Origin of the sequence: Chitinophaga sp. (genome assembly GCF_039596455.1) — a bacterium.
Taxonomy (GTDB): Bacteria; Bacteroidota; Bacteroidia; order Chitinophagales; family Chitinophagaceae; genus Chitinophaga.
Genome location: NZ_JBCNJR010000001.1, coordinates 609,519 through 627,059, shown reverse-complemented (window position 1 = coordinate 627,059; position 17,541 = coordinate 609,519). Strand labels below are relative to the sequence as shown.

Below are 17,541 nucleotides of genomic sequence, written 5' to 3'. Positions count from 1 at the left end.
CATGGAAAAGTCATTGACCTGCTTTCTCAACAAACTGGTGAGCGCCCAGCTCAGCCCCGGTTATATTTCCGGGGAGCAAGGAGGGCCTGCTGCCGGAGACCTGTTCCAGGTGCTGCCATACGTAGCCGTTCCCGCTTTGCTGGTGTTGATTGTTGGGCTTTACTGCATCAACCTTTACAGGAAAAAGGGGTTGTATCGCTAACCATATAATTGCCGGTTATGCTCGGAAATTACTTCGAAGTGGCCATGCGCCACCTCATGCGCAATAAAGGGACCATCGTTATCAGTAAAATGTAACCTATGCTGCAGAACTATCTGAAAATAGCCTGGCGCAGCCTTTGGAAAAACAAAGGGTACACCTTCATCAACGTAGGAGGGCTGGCTGTAGGCCTGGCCTGCTGCCTGCTGATTGCCCTTTACGTGTTTGACGAGCTGAGCTATGAAAGCTGGAACCCGCTCGCAGACAGGACCTACCGCATTAATTCAGACATCCGCTACGGTGGCAGCGATATGACGCTGGCCACTTCTTCCCCGCCCATGGGCGCCGCCATTGTGAGAGACTATCCCGCAGTGGAACAATTTGTACGTTTACGTAAAACCGGCAACTGGGTGGTGAAAAGCAGGGACCGACAGTTTGTGGAGCATACGGTATATTACGCAGATTCCACCTTTTTTGACGTGTTCCCCGTTAAAGCCATTTTTGTGGCCTGCCTGGGGCTGTTTGGCCTGGTGGCTTATGTTGTGGAACAGCGTACCAGGGAAATAGGCATCCGAAAAGTGCTGGGCGCCTCTGCAGGCAGTGTGGTAACCCTTCTCAGCAAGGATTTTATACGACTGGTGCTGGTAGGCATTTTGCTGGCCATACCGCTGGCCTGGTACCTGATGCGGCGCTGGCTGCAGGATCATGAGTACCGCATAGACATGCAATGGTGGATGTTCCTGGCCGCGGGCGGCATTGCGGTGGCCATTGCACTGGCCACGGTATGTTTCCAATCGGTAAAAGCCACGCTGTCTAACCCCGTTCAATCACTTAAAACAGAATAAACATGTGGAAGAACTATGTAAAAATAGCATGGAGGAATTTGTGGAATAACAAGGTGTTCGGGGTGATCAACATTGCGGGGCTCACCTTCGGGCTTACCTGCTGCATGTTTATTCTGCTTTGGGTGGCCAATGAATGGAGCTTCAACCGTCATCATGAAAAGCTGGCAAACATCTACCAGGTGTACGAGCATCAGTACCTGGCGGAGAATGATATTTTTACCGTAACGGCCACTCCCGGCCCGCTGGCAGACCGCCTGAAGGCAGAGATACCGGGCGTTCTCAAAGCCGGCATACTTTCCTGGAGCTCAGACAAGCTGCTGCGTGTGCAAGACAGGAATGTGAAAATGACAGGGCAGTACGCCAACAATGATATGCTGCAGGTGTTTTCCTTTCCTTTCATAGCGGGAGACTCGGCTACCGCGTTAAAACGGCCCAATGATATTGTGCTCACGGAAAAGCTGGCACGCAGCCTGTTTGGAGAAGCCAGCGCACTGGGGCAGGTGGTGAGGCTGGACAATAAGGAAGATTACCAGGTTAGCGCCGTTATCAAAGATCATCCGGTCAACTCTACTTTTAAATTTGAATGGCTGCTGCCCATGGAAAGGCTGGTAGCGGAAAACCAGTGGCTGAAGGAGTGGGGCGCCAATGCCCCCCGTACATATGTGCTGGCAGACACCAGGGCCGATCTCCGGAAAATGAATGCCCGCATAAAAGACATCATTAAACGCAATAAGCAAGATGCCAAAACGGACGTATTCCTCTACCCCTTCCAGGATATTTATCTCCAGGGCCAGTTTGAGAAAGGCAAAGAAAGTGGCGGGCGCATTGAATATGTACGCCTGTTCATTATTGTGGCCATTTTCGTATTGCTCATAGCCTGCATCAATTTTATGAACCTTTCCACCGCCCGCGCTACCCAGCGCAGCAGGGAGGTGGGGGTGCGCAAAAGCATAGGCGCCGGCAAAGGCGCTCTCATAGGGCAGTTTCTGGGAGAGTCTTACGCCATGGTATTTATTTCCACAGCGCTGTCACTGCTGCTGGTGTGGATACTGACGCCCGCTTTTGAAAGAATGGTGAACGTTACGCTCACCGTGCGCTTGTTTACCTGGTACAATATAACCGGGCTGCTGCTGCTCGCGTTGTTCACCGGCTTTGTGGCAGGCAGTTACCCCGCGTTTTACCTTTCTTCCCTGCACCCTGTGGCCACGCTCAAAGGCGGTATGCTGCGCCTGCGTACCAGCGCGCTTTGGCTGCGGAAGGGGCTGGTGGTTTTCCAGTTTGCAGTGTCTACCGTGCTCATTGTGGGCGCCATTCTTGTATACCAGCAGATCCATTTTATCAAAAACAGGAACCTTGGCCTGAACAAAGACCAGGTGGTATACTTCCAGAACGAAGGCAGTATAGCGCAGAACAATGCGGCCTTCCGAAATGCCTTGCTGGGCATGCCGGGCATTGTGTCTGTAACGGAGGCAGACCAGATACCCATCCAGGTAGGCAATAACAGCAGCAATATTTCCTGGCCCGGCAAAAATGAAGATGAGAACATACTGATAGATAATTTGTGGACGGGTTACGACCTTGAAAAAACCATGCAGATAAGGATGCTGGAAGGCAGGATGTTCTCTCCTGAACATCCTTCGGATGCAAATGGAGTGGTGCTCAATGAAACCGCCGCCAAGCTGATGAAGCTCAAAAAACCGTACGTTGGCAGGTTGATTACGGTAGATGAAGTGCCGCGCCCGGTATTGGGCGTAACGGAAGATTTTGCCAGCAACCATGCGCAGCTGAAAACAGGCCCGCTGCTGATCCGCTATCAACCGTCCGGCAACTGGCTGGTGATGGTGCGCATACAGCCTGGCCAAACAGAAAAAGCTATAGCCAGCATTGAAAAGGTATACAAACAGTTCAACCCGGACTATCCTTTCACCATCAAGTATATGGATGAGTCTTTTGCCCGCATGTACGCCAGCGAGCAGGTGATCAGCAGGCTGGCCGCCGCGTTTACGTTGCTGGCTATCTTCATTGCCTGCCTGGGCCTGTTTGGGCTGGCCACTTTCACTGCCCAGCAGCGCACCAAAGAAATAGGTATCCGCAAGGTGCTGGGCGCCACGGTGATGCAGATACTGGCTTTGCTCAGCAAGGAATTTTTGCGGCTGGTGCTTATTGCCATTGCCATAGCGCTGCCCCTGGCCGCCTACTTCATGCATGGCTGGCTGAACAGGTTTGCCTATCACGTAGATGTGGCCTGGTGGGTATTGTTAGCTACCGCCGTATTGGCGCTGGCGTTGGCCATGCTCACCGTCAGTTATCAATCTATCAAAACAGCCCGGATGAACCCGGTGAAATCTTTAAGATCTGAATGATTTGCCATGATAAAGAACTATCTGAAAATAGCCTGGAGAAGCATCTGGAAGTCCAGACAGGTTTCTGCCATCAATATTGCAGGGCTGAGCATAGCCATAGCAGTGGCCCTGCTGCTGTGCCTCACCGTATACCGGGAGTTCACATTTGACCAGTTCCAGGAAAACAAAAAAGACCTGTACCAGGTGTACCTGGAAGAGTCTTATCACGATAAGGTGAAGGGCCGCTCCAACATGCCTTACCCTATGGGCCCCGCCCTGGCTGCGGAAATGCCCGGCCTGAAGGCGGTAACCCGCTTTTCGAACGGCGGCGCCAGCATGCGCACCAATAATGACCTGCCGCAGGAGGTTACCCTGCTTTGCGTAGACAGCGCTTTCCTGCAAATGTTCAGCTTTCCTGCCATAACAGGCAGCACCGCCATGGGGCTGAACGATGCCGTGATTTCGGAGACTACCGCCAAAAGATACTTCAAAAACGCAGACGTTGTAGGGCAAACCGTGCTGCTGCGGCTGGGTAGCAGCTGGGAAAGCTTCAGGGTGGCCGCGGTGCTGAAAGATGTGCCTGATGAGTCAAGCATCCGCTTTGACGTGCTGCTCCGCATTGAAAACAACCCGTCTTATAAAAATGACCAGGACCAGTGGGAGAACTTCAGCCTGCACACGTTTGTACAGCTGCAACCTGGCGGCAACCCGCTGGCCTTTGAAAAACGAGGTAAAAATTTTATGGCGGCCCACTACGCCAAAAGGATCGGTGAGCTGAAAAAAATGGGCGCCCAACCCGGCCTGGAGGGAGACTATATGCGCCTGGGGCTGATACCCATGAACGATGTGCATTTCGACCCCCGTTCTTCCCTCAGTAAAATGAAGCGCCCCGTGCTGTACATGCTGCTGTTCATAGCCATGTTCCTGCTGTTCATCGCCAGCATTAACTTTATGAACCTCACCATGGCGCGTGCTTTTACCCGCGCTAAAGAAGTAGGCATGCGCAAAATGCTGGGTGCGGCCAAGCTGCAACTGGTGATGCAGCTATGCGGGGAAGCCATGATCCTGTTCTTTATTTCACTGGTGTTGGGCATGGCCCTTGCTTATATTCTGATGCCCGGTTTCACCGCTTTCCTCAATAACAAGCTGCCATTTTCCCTGCTGCTCAAGCCGGAGATACTGGCCGGCATTGTGGGCTGTTTTGTGCTCATTTCTTTGCTGGCCGGCGGCTATCCCGCACTGGTGCTGGCCAGCTCAAAAACCTTGCAGGTGCTGAAAGGCAAGATCAACACTGGCAGAAAACACTATCTCCGCAATTCCCTCATCGTGGTGCAGTTTGCCATCTCCTGCATCATGATCTGCTGCACCATTGTGGCCTGGCAGCAAATGAACTACCTGAACAGCAAGCCGCTGGGCATTAATACGCACGAAGTAGTGAGCATACCTGTCGGTAACGGGCATGACGGGCACCAGGTGCTGCAGCGCCTGCGCACTGCATTGAAACAGTATCCGGATGTACTCGCCATTACCGCCTCTTCCAATAATGTTGGCCGGGGCAAAGACGGCAGCATGTCTACCTCCATCCTCAGCTTTGACCACAACGAGCGGGAAGTGCAGACCCACGTGATGAACATAGATTATGATTTTGTGAAAACGCTGGATCTCCAGCTGCTGGCCGGCAGAGACATGAATCCCGCCATGGCGGCAGATTCCTTGGGGCTGCTCATCAATGAGAACATGGCCAGGGAGCTGGGCGTAAAAGAGGTGGTGGGCCACCGCATCCGGTTTGATGAAGGCGACAAGGAAGAATACACCGTGCTGGGTGTAGTAAAAAACTACCACTTCAAATCCCTGCATGAAGAAATAGCGCCCCTTACGCTGTTTCTGTCCGGCCCGGAAGCCTCGCCGTCTTATATTTTTGTAAAGGTGAACCCTGCCAACCTGCAAGGCTCTATGCAGAAAATAGAAGCGGCCTGGAAAGCATCCGTGCCGGGCGCTGCGTTCAACGCATCCTTCCTGGATGAAAATACCAACCGTCTCTATAACGACGAAAAGAAACTTTCCCGGATATTTGTAAGCGGCGCATTGCTCACCATTGCCATTTCCTGTATGGGGCTGTTTGCCATTGCCATGATGGCCATTAACCAGCGCACCAGGGAAATAGGCGTGCGCAAGGTGCTGGGGGCCAGCATCGGCAGCATTACCATGCTGGTGTCAAAAGACTTCCTGAAGCTGGTGCTGCTGTCTATCCTCATTGCCACGCCCATAGCCTGGCTGGTAATGGGCAACTGGTTGCACAACTATGCTTACAGCATCAACCTGAACATCTGGACCTTCCTGGCCGCCGGCCTCATTGCCATACTGGTAGCGGCCATTACCATCAGCTTCCAGACCATCAGGGCGGCGCTGGCAAACCCGGTAAAATCATTACGTACAGAGTAAATTTCAACATATTCAAATAACATCATGATCCAGTTACGCAACATCACCAAACATTACCCGGTAGGCTTCGGGAAACAGGAAATTCTGAAAGACGTGAACCTGCACATCCACGAAGGAGAGTTTGTGTCTATTATGGGGCCTTCCGGTTCAGGAAAGTCTACCCTGTTGCATATACTTGGTTTGCTGGAGGAACCCTCTGAAGGGGATTATTATTTTCAGGGTGAACTGGTGCAGAAAATGAACGACAAGAAACGCACCCAGTTGCACCGGGGGGCCATCGGCTTCGTGTTCCAGGCATACCATCTTATAGATGAACTTACCGTGTATGAAAATATAGAAACACCCCTCCTCTATAAAAACATGCCCGGCTCGGAACGCAAGAGCCGCGTGGCTGACATACTTGACAGGTTTAACATTGTAGCCAAAAAAGACCTGTTCCCCAACCAGCTTTCAGGGGGGCAGCAGCAGCTGGTAGGCATTGCCAGGGCCATAGTGGCAGAACCGGCCGTTATTTTTGCAGACGAGCCTACGGGTAACCTGCATTCAGATCAGGCCAAATCCATCATGGAGCTGTTCGCAGACCTGAACCGGAACGAACGGATAACCATTGTACAGGTAACCCATTCAGAGACCAATGCCGCCTATGGTAACCGCATTATCCAGATCAAGGACGGGAAAGTGCAATAGGCGCTTTTTTGAAATTCCGTAAGTTAAAAACTCATCATATGATGTTTTGCCTTAAATTCGTGTGGCCCGGCGCCACACCTAATAACAATTTGCCATTTATCAAGAAGGCGCGAAAGGTGTTATTTCAATTAATATATTTTTGTCAGGATATGAAAGTAAAGTCCGTTGCCCTTGCATCCATTTCAGTAATGTTGCTGTGTGTGAACCCGCGCCCCGTAGCCGCCCAGGACAGTTGGAGCTACCAGCGCTGCCTGGACTATGCGCTGGCCCATAACCTGACCCTCAAGCAAAGCGAGCTGCAGCAAAGGCTGGCAGCGCTTACGCTGAAGCAGAACCGCCTCTCCCAGCTGCCCACCGTCAATGCGGGCGTAAACGGAGGTTACCGCTTCGGCCGCTCCATTGACCCTACGCAGAACACCTTCGTAACACAATCCCTCTTCAACTCCGGCTTCAGCATAGACGCTTCTGCAGACATCTTCGGCTGGTTCACCAAACAGAACGCCATCAAGGCTTCCAAATACCAGTTGTATGCACAGAACTTCCAGCTGGAAAAGGCGCGCAATGATATGGGCGTGAATATTGCCAACGCGTTCCTGCAAATATTACTGGCCAATGAGCAGGTGAAAATAGGGAAGTCTCAGGTGGCGCTCAGCCAGGCCCAGCTTGACAATACCAAAAAACTGGTGGCTGCGGGCTCAGTGCCGGAAAGCAACCAGGCAGACATGGAGGCGCAACTGGCGCGGGACAGCTCAACGCTCATCACCGCGCAAAACAGCGCCATTACCACCGTGCTGCAAATGAAGGCCCTGCTGAACCTGGATTTTACCGTACCTTTTTCAACAGAGCTTCCGGAAGACGTGCTGAAAGCACCCATGCTCAACCTCTTTGAAACTTCTCCGGAAATGGTGTTCAGCGCCGCGCTGGCCAACCAGCCGCAATACAAGGCAGATGAAATGCTGGTGAAAGCGGCAGACCGCTCCCTGGCCTCCGCCCGCGGCGCCCTGTACCCCAGCCTGCGCATGTACGCCGGCGCCGGTACCAACTATGCCAACACCAACCGCGAAGCCGTTGGCTCGCCAAGGCCCAAAATAGATACGATAGGCCTCGTAGAAGTAGGCGGCACCGTTTATAATGTGGTGCAGCCCGGCTTTGAAAGGCCCGGCACACGGCTTACACCTTTTGGTGACCAGCTGAGCAATAACTTCGGTCAGAATTTCGGCCTCAGCCTCAGCATCCCCATCCTCAACGGCTGGCGGCAGCGCTCGGAAGTGGAGAGGGCCAAAATTGAAGTGGAGAACCGCAAGCTCACCATGGACGTGAACCGCCTGCAGCTCCGGCAGGATGTGTATACCGCACATGCAGACGCCGTAGGCGCCCTGCAGAAATACAACGCCGCTATCACCACGGAAATGGCTTCGCAGAAGGCGTACGACTTTGCTACCAAACGCTTTGAAGTAGGCCTCATGAATTCCGTAGAGTACATCACCACACAAACAAATCTTTTCAAGGCGCAGATTGACAGAGTATCTGCCCTGTATGATTATATATTTAAAGTAAAATTGCTGGAGTTCTACCGCGACCAGAAAATATCGCTGTAGCGATTGCCGGACACAGAAATACCTAGCGTATATGAAGAAGAAGAAACTGCTTTACTGGATCATCGGCGGCTTTGCGGCCATTATTGTGCTGCTGGTAATCACTAAAATGTCCGGCCAGGATGAAGGCACCAAAGTGGCTACAGACAAGGTTGCCAAAAAAGACATCATTGAAGTGGTTTCCGCCAGTGGTAAAATTTTCCCTGAAATAGAGGTGAAAGTAAGCTCCGACGTATCTGGCGAAATTACCGACCTGCTTGTGGAAGAAGGGGATTCTGTGAAAAAGGGAGACGTAGTGGCGCGGATATACGCAGACATTTATGGCTCCATGAGAGACCGTGCCGCCGCTTCAGTTAGCCAGCAGGAAGCGGAGCTGGCCAACAGCTCTGCAGCGCTCAACGCCTTCAAGGCCAAGCTGGACCAGTCCAAGGCCGCATTTGACCGTAATAACGAGCTGCTGCGTCAGAAAGTGATTTCCCGCTCAGAATTTGAAACTACAGAGGCTGCTTACAAGTCTGCCCTGGCAGATTATAACGCCGCCGTTCAACGTATCAACAGCAGCCGCTATGCCGTGGCCAGCGCGCAGGCCAACCTTACCGAGGCCAACAAGAACCTGGGCCGTACCACTATTGCGGCGCCCATGAGCGGCACCGTGTCCCTGCTCTCTGTGAAAAAAGGGGAACGCGTGGTGGGAACTGCGCAAATGACCGGTACGGAAATGCTGCGCATCGCAGATATGAATACCATGGAAGTGCAGGTAGACGTGGGAGAGAACGATATTCCCAAAGTGAAATACGGAGATTCTGCCATTATTGAAGTAGACGCTTACAATAACCGCAAGTTCAAAGGCGTGGTTACGCAGATAGCCAGCTCCAGCAAAGGCGCTGCCACCGCTACTGCTGCTACCTCTTCCGCGGAGCAGGTAACCAACTATGTGGTGCACATCCGCATCCTTCCTGAATCCTATAAAGATCTCATAGACCCGGAGAACAGGCGCCGCTTTCCTTTCCGCCCCGGTATGAGCGCCAATGTGGATATACAGACCCGTACAGAGAAACAGGTGCTGGCCATTCCCATCAACGCTGTAACTACCCGCAACCCCGCAGATACTGCCAGGCAGGGCGGGGCTAAAGACAAGAAAGCAAATGCCGCTACTCCTGCCGCGCCGTCATCTGCAACTGCAGACAACGAAAAGAAAGATTTCACAGAAGTAGTGTTTGTATTGCAAAAAGATAATACGGTAAAAATGGTGGAAGTAAGCACCGGCATCCAGGATGATAATAACATCCGCATCACCAAAGGCCTGAAAGAAGGAGATGAAGTGGTGAGCGGCCCGTACACTGCGGTTTCCCGCACCCTGGAGAACGGCAAAAAAGTGAAGGTGGTACCCAAGTCACAACTTTTTGAAGGCGGTAAATAACCGCTGTCAAATAAAGCAAAGCAAAAGCCGGGAGTTTTCCCGGCTTTTGCTTTTTTGTTACATTGCAGGAAATTAAGGAAACGTTGAGCATGGGAAATCATATCGGCATTATTGGAAGCGGCAGCTGGGCCACGGCCCTCGCCAAAATACTGACAGACAATAACCAGCATATTCACTGGTGGATAAGGAATGAAGAGACCATCCGCCACATGCAGCTGCGTCATCATAACAAACATTACCTCACTTCCGTATATTTTGATACCCGCCTGTTGCAGATGGACCACCGGGTGGAAGAAGTAATAAAAGCCAGCGATACCATTATACTGGCCGTACCCTCCGCCTTCCTGCGCACTGTGCTGGACGCGCTGCCGCCCAACGCGCTGGAAGGAAAAAAAGTGGTGTCTGCCATCAAAGGCCTGGTAGCCGGTACCAACCAGCTGATCAACGATTACCTGGCAGATGTATTTAATCTGCCACTGGAGCGGTACTTCACCATTACCGGCCCCTGCCACGCAGAAGAAGTGGCCAGTGAAAAATTATCTTATCTCACCTTTTCCGGTACAGACGCTGCGGAAACAGAAGCTATTGCCGCCCTGTTCAACAACAGCTACCTGCAAACCATTGTGAATAAAGACGTGATGGGCGTACAGTTTGCTTCCGTGCTCAAAAACATTTACGCCATGGGCGCGGGCATTGCGCACGGCCTGGAATACGGAGACAATTTCCTGAGCGTGTTCATCACCAACTGCTTCCGCGAAATGCAGGAGTTCCTGGAAAAGTATGAACAATACCAGGCCGGCGCCGGCAAACAACCTACCGCACATAACTACAATGCCAGCGCATACCTGGGAGACCTGCTGGTAACCTGCTACTCTTTGCACAGCCGCAACCGCATGTTCGGCAACATGATAGGCAAGGGGTATAGCGTAAAGGCCACTCAGCTGGAATTGAACATGGTGGCAGAAGGGTACTACGCCAGCCGGTGCATACATGAGATCAATGCAGAAATAGGCGCTTACATGCCTATTGCGCAAAAGGTATACGCCATACTCTGGGAGCATCTGCATACAGAAGAGGCATTCCTGGAAGTGGAAAAAGGGTTGATCTAAAAGAACATGGCGGCGGCAATGCCGTCCGCAAAAAACTTGCCCGCACGCGTAAGCCGGAGTGTAGCAGCTTCTTCCTTCATCCAGCCTTTCTCAATAAACTCTTTGCCCGCGGAATGGAGCTGGCGGCTCTTTTCGGGCCCGAACCGCTCTGCCACCCTTTCCAGGTTGCAACCCGCTTCGGTACGCAGGGAGATCATGATATATTCATTCAGCGCCATTTGCGGGCTCAGTATTTCCTTCTCGAAAGCAAGGCTGCCCTTGCGCACGCCCTGTATGTACAGCGCATTGTTGGCCACATTCCATTGCCGGGAGCTGATATTGAATGAGTGGGCGGAAGGCCCCAGGCCCAGGTAAGGCTTGCCCTGCCAGTAGCTGCTGTTGTGCCTGGAGCGTTTGCCAGGCAGGGCAAAATTGGATATTTCATAGTGCTCGTAACCCGCTTCTTCCAGCCACTGCATCAACATTTCAAAATGCTGCGCCGCCCGGTCAGGGTCAATGGGCGGTACTTTGTGGTGCTGTATGAAATGGTCCAGCGCAGTGCCCGGCTCTACTGTCAGCGCATAGCAGGAGAGGTGGGGCACGCCCAGTGCCACGGCCTTGGCCACATTTTGCCGCCAGTGTTCGTTACTGAGAGTAGGCCCGCCGTAAATCAGGTCTATGCTGAAATTGTCGAAGCCTGCGGCGCGTGCCTGTGTAATGCAACCTTCCGCCTGCTGCGCATTATGTGCCCGGTTCATCCAGCGCAGGTCTTCTTCAAAAAAAGACTGGATGCCGATGCTGAGGCGGTTAATGCCTGCTGTTTTCAGACCTTCCAGCGTTGCCGGCTGCAGATCGTCTGGGTTAGCCTCCAGTGTAATTTCCGCATCCGGTTGTACGTTATAGTGGCGCCGCAGCGTATCCAGCAGGGAACTGATGGCCACCGGGGGCAGCAGGCTGGGCGTGCCTCCGCCGAAATAGATGGTTTGCACAGGCAGGCCTTCCAGGTAATTTTTTTGCATTTCCGCCTCTATGTGCAGGCACTCCACCAGCTCTTCCCGGTTCTGCAGGGAAGTGGAGAAGTGAAAGTTGCAGTAGTGGCATGCTTTTTTGCAAAAAGGAATATGAAGATAAATGCCGGCCATGATCTGTTTTAAGAAAGAATTATCGGGATAATTTGCAAACCTCGAAAATACATGTCAGTTTTGTTGATATTTTTGGAACAAGAATAGTTAACAGCATATAAAAATTTGGATCGTTGCGTACCTGGTTGTTGTTCATGTTAATGATATGGAGCGCGCTGCCGGCATTCAGCCAGGCAGATAGTGCCCGCCGCGCCCGTACCGTTGCCCCACGGCCGCAAACGCACAAAGTTACGGTAGATTCTTTGCATGTGGCAGATTCGCTCCGCCGCGTGGCAGATTCGCTGGCTGCCGCCGCCCTGCCCAAGGTGAACCCGTATGATACCGTGCTGCAGCGGCTGGCTAAAACCAATCGCTACCTGCAAACAGAAGGAAAAACGCCGGAGTATGATATCAACCCCTTACGAGCAGACCCCGGCCAGGACTGGCTGGTGTACCTGGTGGGCGGCGTATTGCTGTTGCTGGGTGTGATCCGGACGGCTTATCTCAAGTACTTTTCAGACCTCTTCCGGGCCTTTTTCAATCCCACGCTCAGCCAGCGCCAGCTGAAAGACCAGCTGTCCCAATCCCCCTTTCCCAACTTTTTGCTCAATTTCTTTTTTGCCATCAGCATGGGGCTGTACCTGTACCTGCTCATGTACCGGCTCAATTACCCCACCAACGCCATTGCCTGGATGCTGATACCCGGCCTGATGCTGCTGGTAGGCATTATTTACCTGGTAAAGTTTGTGGTGCTGCGCTTCTGCGGCTGGCTATTCGGCAACGAGGAGCTGATAGATGCCTATGTATTTATCCTGTACCTGATCAACAAGGTGCTGGGTATTATGCTGGCGCCGTTCCTGGTGATACTGGCCTTCTGTACGCCTGAAATAGCCGGTACCAGCCTCTATATTTCGATATTTTTTATAGTGTTACTGGTTGTGTACCGGTACGTAAGATCATATTCTTTGATCCGCCAGTATCTCTCTTTCAGCAAATTGCATTTTTTTCTTTACCTTTGCGCATTCGAAGTAGTGCCGGTTTTAATAATTACAAAGGTACTTTTACTTTGGTTAACTGGTAATCCGTAAGATTACTGCTATTGTTAAAACAAGAGCAAATTACGTATGATAAAAGGCGGGCCAAAAAAAGATTTGCAGGAGAAACAACTAACGATCCTAATTTCCCAACCTAAGCCAGAGACAGAGAAATCGCCTTATTATGACTTGGCTAAGAAATTCAACGTGCGGTTGGATTTTTGTCCCTTTATCAGGGTAGAGGGAGTGCCGGGTAAGGATTTCCGGAAACAGAAGGTAGATATCATTACCTATACGGCAGTGATCTTTACCAGCAGGAACGCGGTAGACCACTTCTTCCGCATCTGCGAAGAGCTGAAAGTAAAGGTGTCTCAGGATTGTAAGTATTTCTGTATTACAGAAGCCGTTGCGTTGTACCTGCAGAAATTCATCCTCTATCGTAAACGTAAGGTTTTTTATGGGGCAGACGGCACCACTAAAAGCCTGCTGGAAGTAATGAACAAACACCGGGAAAACGAGAAGTTCCTTTTCCCCAGTTCAGACAGCCAGAAGAAAGACATCGAGGAGTGGATGAAAGCTAACAAGTGTGAGTATGCCACAGCCTCTCTCTACAAAACCGTTTCAAACGATGTGAAAGAGCTGCTGACAAAAACGGAGTACGATATGATCGTGTTCTTCAGTCCCTCCGGTGTTAAGTCACTTTTTGAGAACATGCCTAAGTTCAAGCAGAACGGCACCCACATCGGCGCCTTTGGCCCCACTACTTCTGCTGCGGTAGAAGAGGCCGGTCTCCGGCTGGATGTGAAAGCCCCGGCGCCTCAAGCCCCCTCCATGGTGGCCGCGTTGGAACAGTTCCTGCAGAACCTGAAAAAATAATTTCAATCTCTTATAACTTTTTTGGGGAGCATCGTCAGATGCTCCCTTTTTTCGTTTTACTTTTGAGCCGGAGTCTCCGCCGGTAAACAACTGTAGCCGGAAAACGCTTTAATTCGTAATCTGTAATTCATTCCCATGAACCATTTGGCAAAGGAAACCAGCCCTTACCTTTTACAGCATGCCCATAACCCGGTAAACTGGTACCCCTGGGGAGAAGAAGCCCTGGAGCGCGCCCTGCGGGAAGACAAGCCCATCCTGGTAAGCATCGGCTATGCCGCTTGCCACTGGTGCCATGTGATGGAAAGGGAAAGCTTTGAGGATGAAAGCGTGGCGGCCATCATGAACGAACACTTCATCAATATCAAAATAGACCGGGAAGAACGGCCTGACATAGACCATATTTACATGGATGCGTTGCAGGCCATGGCCGGCTCCGGCGGGTGGCCGCTAAACGTATTTCTGCTGCCCAACCGGCAGCCTTTTTACGGCGGTACTTACTTCCCGCCCCGCAAGGCTTTTAACCGGCCTTCGTGGAAAGACGTGCTGCTGGCCGTGGCAGATGCGTTCAACACAAAGCGCGATGAACTGGAAAGCCAGGCGTCCAACCTCACACAACACCTGCACCAGAGCAACCAGTTTGGTATGGAGCTGGTAAATATGCAGTTGCCGAAGGAAGAGCTGTTCACACCTGCCCAATGCAAGGATATTACCCTGGCCATTATGGGCCAGGCAGATAAGGAATGGGGCGGTTTTGGCCGTGCGCCCAAGTTCCCGGCCACTTTCACCATACAATACCTGCTGCGTTATTACCGCACGGAGAAAGATGAGGCCGCGCTGCAGCAGGCCCTGCTTTCGCTGGACAAGATGGTGTACGGCGGCATTTATGACCAGCTGGGCGGCGGTTTTGCCCGCTATTCCACAGATGAAAAGTGGCTGGCCCCTCACTTCGAGAAAATGCTGTATGATAACGCCCTGCTGGTAGATACGCTTTGCGAAGCCTGGCAACTGACCGCCAACCCGTTGTACAAACGCACGGTAGTGCAAACGCTGGCCTTTATACAACGTGAAATGACCTCCCCGGAAGGCGGCTTCTATGCAGCGCTGGATGCGGACTCCGAAGGGGAGGAGGGCAAATTCTACGTATGGTCGCTGGAAGAAATTGAAAACCTGCTGGGCAATGATGCGCCCGCCTTTTGCGCATATTACGATGTGAGCCGCCATGGCAACTGGGAAGACCATAACATTCTCTGGGTGCCCAAAGCCCCGGAACAGGTGGCCGCGGAGCTGGGCATGGGCCCCGGAGAGCTGGAAACTCTCCTGGAAAAATGTCGCGCCCTGCTGATGGAGGCACGTAACCGGCGCGTGCGGCCAGGGCTGGATGATAAAGTGCTGCTGGGCTGGAACGCACTGATGATACACGCCTGCTGCAAGGCCTACGCCGCCTTTGGAGAAGAAGCCTGGCTTGGTATGGCAGAAAAGGCCATGGCCTGCATCTGGGAAAAAATGAAGCAGCCCGGGGCAGCCCCGGCCTTCTGGCATACGTACAAAGAGGGAACGGCCCGCTACCCGGCATTCCTGGATGACTACGCCTATCTCATCCGCGCGCTGATAGCGCTGCAGGAAGTTACCGGCGAGCTGGACTGGCTGCAAAAAGCCGCCGCCATCACAGATTGGGTAACGGAACAATTTGGAGACGAAACTGCGCGTTATTTCTATTACACAGCATCCGGCCAGGCAGATGTTATTGTACGCAAAAAAGAGGTGTATGACGGGGCGGTACCCAGCGGTAACGCGGTAATGGCGCATAACCTTTGGCACCTGTCTGTTGTTTTTGACCGTAAAGACTGGGCGGAGCGGGCCCTGGGCATGACGGCCAGCCTCTCCGGTTCAGTGGTGCGCTATCCCACTTCTTTTGGCGTGTGGGCGGCCATGATGCTGCGGCTGGTACAGGGCACTACAGAGCTGGCCGTTTCCGGCGCCGCGTACAGGCAAATTATGCAGGAGCTGAACAAGCTGTATATGCCCGGCAAGGTGCTGCTGGGGGCTGAGGGAGACCGGGAGGGCATGCCGCTGCTGCAAAACCGGTATCAGACGGGGAAAACTTTGATCTATCTCTGTAAAGATTATCATTGTATGAAACCTGTGGAATACATATCAGAAATAGTTAATTTAATCTGATTTTTGTTGTAAATTGCATTCCCTTTGATATATTTGGTTTTAAAGCGAAAAATTAACATTGAATATTTCTAAATAAATATTATATTTATATTAAATACGATTATATCCTTGACAGGCAAGCCTTTAGAGAAGCCCCCCGAAGGTTTGCAGCCATGGTTAAATCTTGAAAGCTACGCCAAACTGCATAATAAAATGTTAAAAGCAGCGTTTAAATGTGTTACGTAGCCCTGACGAGAGGAATTGAAAAAGTTGTGGGAAAACTTACTACGGATTAAAAATAATTATTACATTTGCTATCTTTCTGATAAACAACCAGGTGAAAAGTGTGACTAAAAACGGATATTGCGCGTGGGCAGACGCATCTGGCAGGTTAAAGAAAAATCGTATTCTAATGAAAGTCACCCTTATGAAGCTTAATTATTGCAGTGGGCTGATGGTTGTACTGCTACCGATACTGCTGGCCAGTTGCGGTGGTGGTAAAACCCCGAAAAATGCGCAGGGACAGCTGATTGGCGTTAGTCCCCGGCCAAAATACTCCCCTCCCGTACCTTACGGAATGGTGTACGTGCCATCCGGTACCTTTCACATGGGCCCCAGTGATGAGGATGTGAACTATGCCTATACCGCCAGGAACAAGGCTATTTCCATTTCAGGCTTTTACATGGACGCTACAGAGATCACGAACAATGAGTATCGCCAGTTCGTATACTGGGTGATGGACTCCATTGCGCACGTGCTCATGGGCCATGTGAAGAATGAAGACGGGCAGGATTATGTTGACTGGAAGCAGAAGATCAACTGGAAAGACAAGGCTACCTACGAAAAAGTAGACGCCATGATCTATTCTGCGGAAGACCGCCTGTACGGCCGCAAGGAAGTGGACGTGCGCAAGCTGCTCTACCACCAGGAAACCTTCAACTTCGACAAAGCCAAGCTTCGTGAAAATAAAGACAAGCCGCGTTCTACTTTCATTGAAAAGAAAGACGTGGCTATTTACCCTGATACACTTTGCTGGATAAGGGATTTCTCTTACGCCTATAACGAGCCCATGACGCGTATGTACTTCTGGCACCCGGCGTTTGACAACTACCCCGTGGTAGGCGTTACCTGGCACCAGGCCAGCTCTTTCTGCGAGTGGCGCAGCAAGTTCTGGGAAGACTACCGCACCTCCAAAAAACAATTCACGGAAGACAAGTTCCAGCTCCCTTCTGAGGCACAGTGGGAATACGCAGCCCGCGGCGGCCGTGAACAGGCGCCCTACCCCTGGGGCGGTTATTACATCCGCAACAAGAAAGGCTGTCTGCTCGCCAACTTCAAGCCCGGCCGCGGTAACTACCCGGAAGACGGCGGTTTCTACACCGTGCGCGCCGATGCTTACTGGCCTAATGACTACGGCTTGTACAACATGGCCGGTAACGTAGCTGAATGGACGCAAGACATCTTCTATCAAAATGCCTATTCTTTCACTTCCGATATGAACCCCTACCTGCGCATGGACGTGGCAGACAACGCACCGCCCAGGATGAAGCGCAAAACAGTCAGGGGCGGCAGCTGGAAAGATATCGGCCACTTCCTGCAGAACGGTACGCGCTCTTATGAGTACCAGGACAGTGCAAAATCCTACATCGGGTTCCGCTGTACCATTGCGTTCCTGAGCAGGTCTAAAAATGATTTTAACCGTAAGTAACCATTATATAGGAATTAATAGCTGAAA

13 protein-coding genes are annotated in these 17,541 nt (G+C 51.8%); 12 read left to right on the top strand and 1 reads right to left on the bottom strand.

What is annotated here, in order from left to right; genetic code table 11:
• The first annotated feature begins 1 nt into the window (after position 1).
• The 8 genes from ABDW36_RS02520 to ABDW36_RS02485 all read left to right on the top strand — a co-directional run bounded on the left by ABDW36_RS02520 (position 2) and on the right by ABDW36_RS02485 (position 10,639).
• Positions 2–202, top strand: coding sequence for a hypothetical protein (locus tag ABDW36_RS02520; protein WP_343700306.1), 201 nt, complete (start codon positions 2–4; stop codon positions 200–202).
• A 98-nt stretch (positions 203–300) separates the two neighbouring features.
• A complete protein-coding gene (locus tag ABDW36_RS02515) occupies positions 301–1,044 on the top strand; it encodes an FtsX-like permease family protein (RefSeq protein ID WP_343700305.1) in 744 nt (247 codons plus the stop codon).
• A gap of 2 nt (positions 1,045–1,046) precedes the next feature.
• Positions 1,047–3,407: an ABC transporter permease gene (locus tag ABDW36_RS02510; RefSeq protein WP_343700304.1), complete on the top strand. Its 2,361-nt coding sequence runs from the start codon at positions 1,047–1,049 to the stop codon at positions 3,405–3,407.
• 6 nt (positions 3,408–3,413) lie between these two features.
• Positions 3,414–5,828 (top strand): ABC transporter permease, encoded by a 2,415-nt coding sequence (locus tag ABDW36_RS02505; protein WP_343700303.1) that lies wholly within the window; start codon positions 3,414–3,416, stop codon positions 5,826–5,828.
• A gap of 24 nt (positions 5,829–5,852) precedes the next feature.
• Complete coding sequence (locus ABDW36_RS02500; RefSeq protein ID WP_343700302.1) at positions 5,853–6,515, top strand: ABC transporter ATP-binding protein; 663 nt, start codon at positions 5,853–5,855, stop codon at positions 6,513–6,515.
• A gap of 149 nt (positions 6,516–6,664) precedes the next feature.
• Entirely contained in the window at positions 6,665–8,113 is a 1,449-nt protein-coding gene (locus tag ABDW36_RS02495) for a TolC family protein (RefSeq protein ID WP_343700301.1), read from the top strand.
• A 31-nt stretch (positions 8,114–8,144) separates the two neighbouring features.
• Positions 8,145–9,530 (top strand): efflux RND transporter periplasmic adaptor subunit, encoded by a 1,386-nt coding sequence (locus ABDW36_RS02490; protein ID WP_343700300.1) that lies wholly within the window; start codon positions 8,145–8,147, stop codon positions 9,528–9,530.
• An 89-nt stretch (positions 9,531–9,619) separates the two neighbouring features.
• Positions 9,620–10,639 (top strand): NAD(P)H-dependent glycerol-3-phosphate dehydrogenase, encoded by a 1,020-nt coding sequence (locus ABDW36_RS02485; RefSeq protein ID WP_343700299.1) that lies wholly within the window; start codon positions 9,620–9,622, stop codon positions 10,637–10,639.
• Here ABDW36_RS02485 and hemW read toward each other — a convergent pair.
• The gene (gene hemW / locus ABDW36_RS02480) at positions 10,636–11,760 is read right to left on the bottom strand and encodes a radical SAM family heme chaperone HemW (RefSeq protein ID WP_343700298.1); all 1,125 of its coding nucleotides are present in this window, start codon (positions 11,758–11,760) and stop codon (positions 10,636–10,638) included. The genes ABDW36_RS02485 and hemW overlap by 4 nt on opposite strands.
• A 134-nt stretch (positions 11,761–11,894) precedes the next feature.
• Here hemW and ABDW36_RS02475 point away from each other — a divergent pair, with 134 nt between their 5' ends.
• The 4 genes from ABDW36_RS02475 (at position 11,895) to ABDW36_RS02460 (ending at position 17,514) form a co-directional block, all read left to right on the top strand.
• A complete protein-coding gene (locus ABDW36_RS02475; protein ID WP_343700297.1) occupies positions 11,895–12,827 on the top strand; it encodes a DUF4271 domain-containing protein in 933 nt (310 codons plus the stop codon).
• Between the two features lie 135 nt (positions 12,828–12,962).
• On the top strand, positions 12,963–13,649 hold the full coding sequence (locus ABDW36_RS02470; protein ID WP_343700296.1) for a uroporphyrinogen-III synthase: 687 nt from the start codon (positions 12,963–12,965) through the stop codon (positions 13,647–13,649).
• Positions 13,650–13,784: 135 nt separating this feature from the next.
• Positions 13,785–15,827: a thioredoxin domain-containing protein gene (locus ABDW36_RS02465; RefSeq protein WP_343700295.1), complete on the top strand. Its 2,043-nt coding sequence runs from the start codon at positions 13,785–13,787 to the stop codon at positions 15,825–15,827.
• Between the two features lie 433 nt (positions 15,828–16,260).
• The gene (locus tag ABDW36_RS02460) at positions 16,261–17,514 is read left to right on the top strand and encodes an SUMF1/EgtB/PvdO family nonheme iron enzyme (protein ID WP_343700294.1); all 1,254 of its coding nucleotides are present in this window, start codon (positions 16,261–16,263) and stop codon (positions 17,512–17,514) included.
• Positions 17,515–17,541 lie beyond the last annotated feature (27 nt).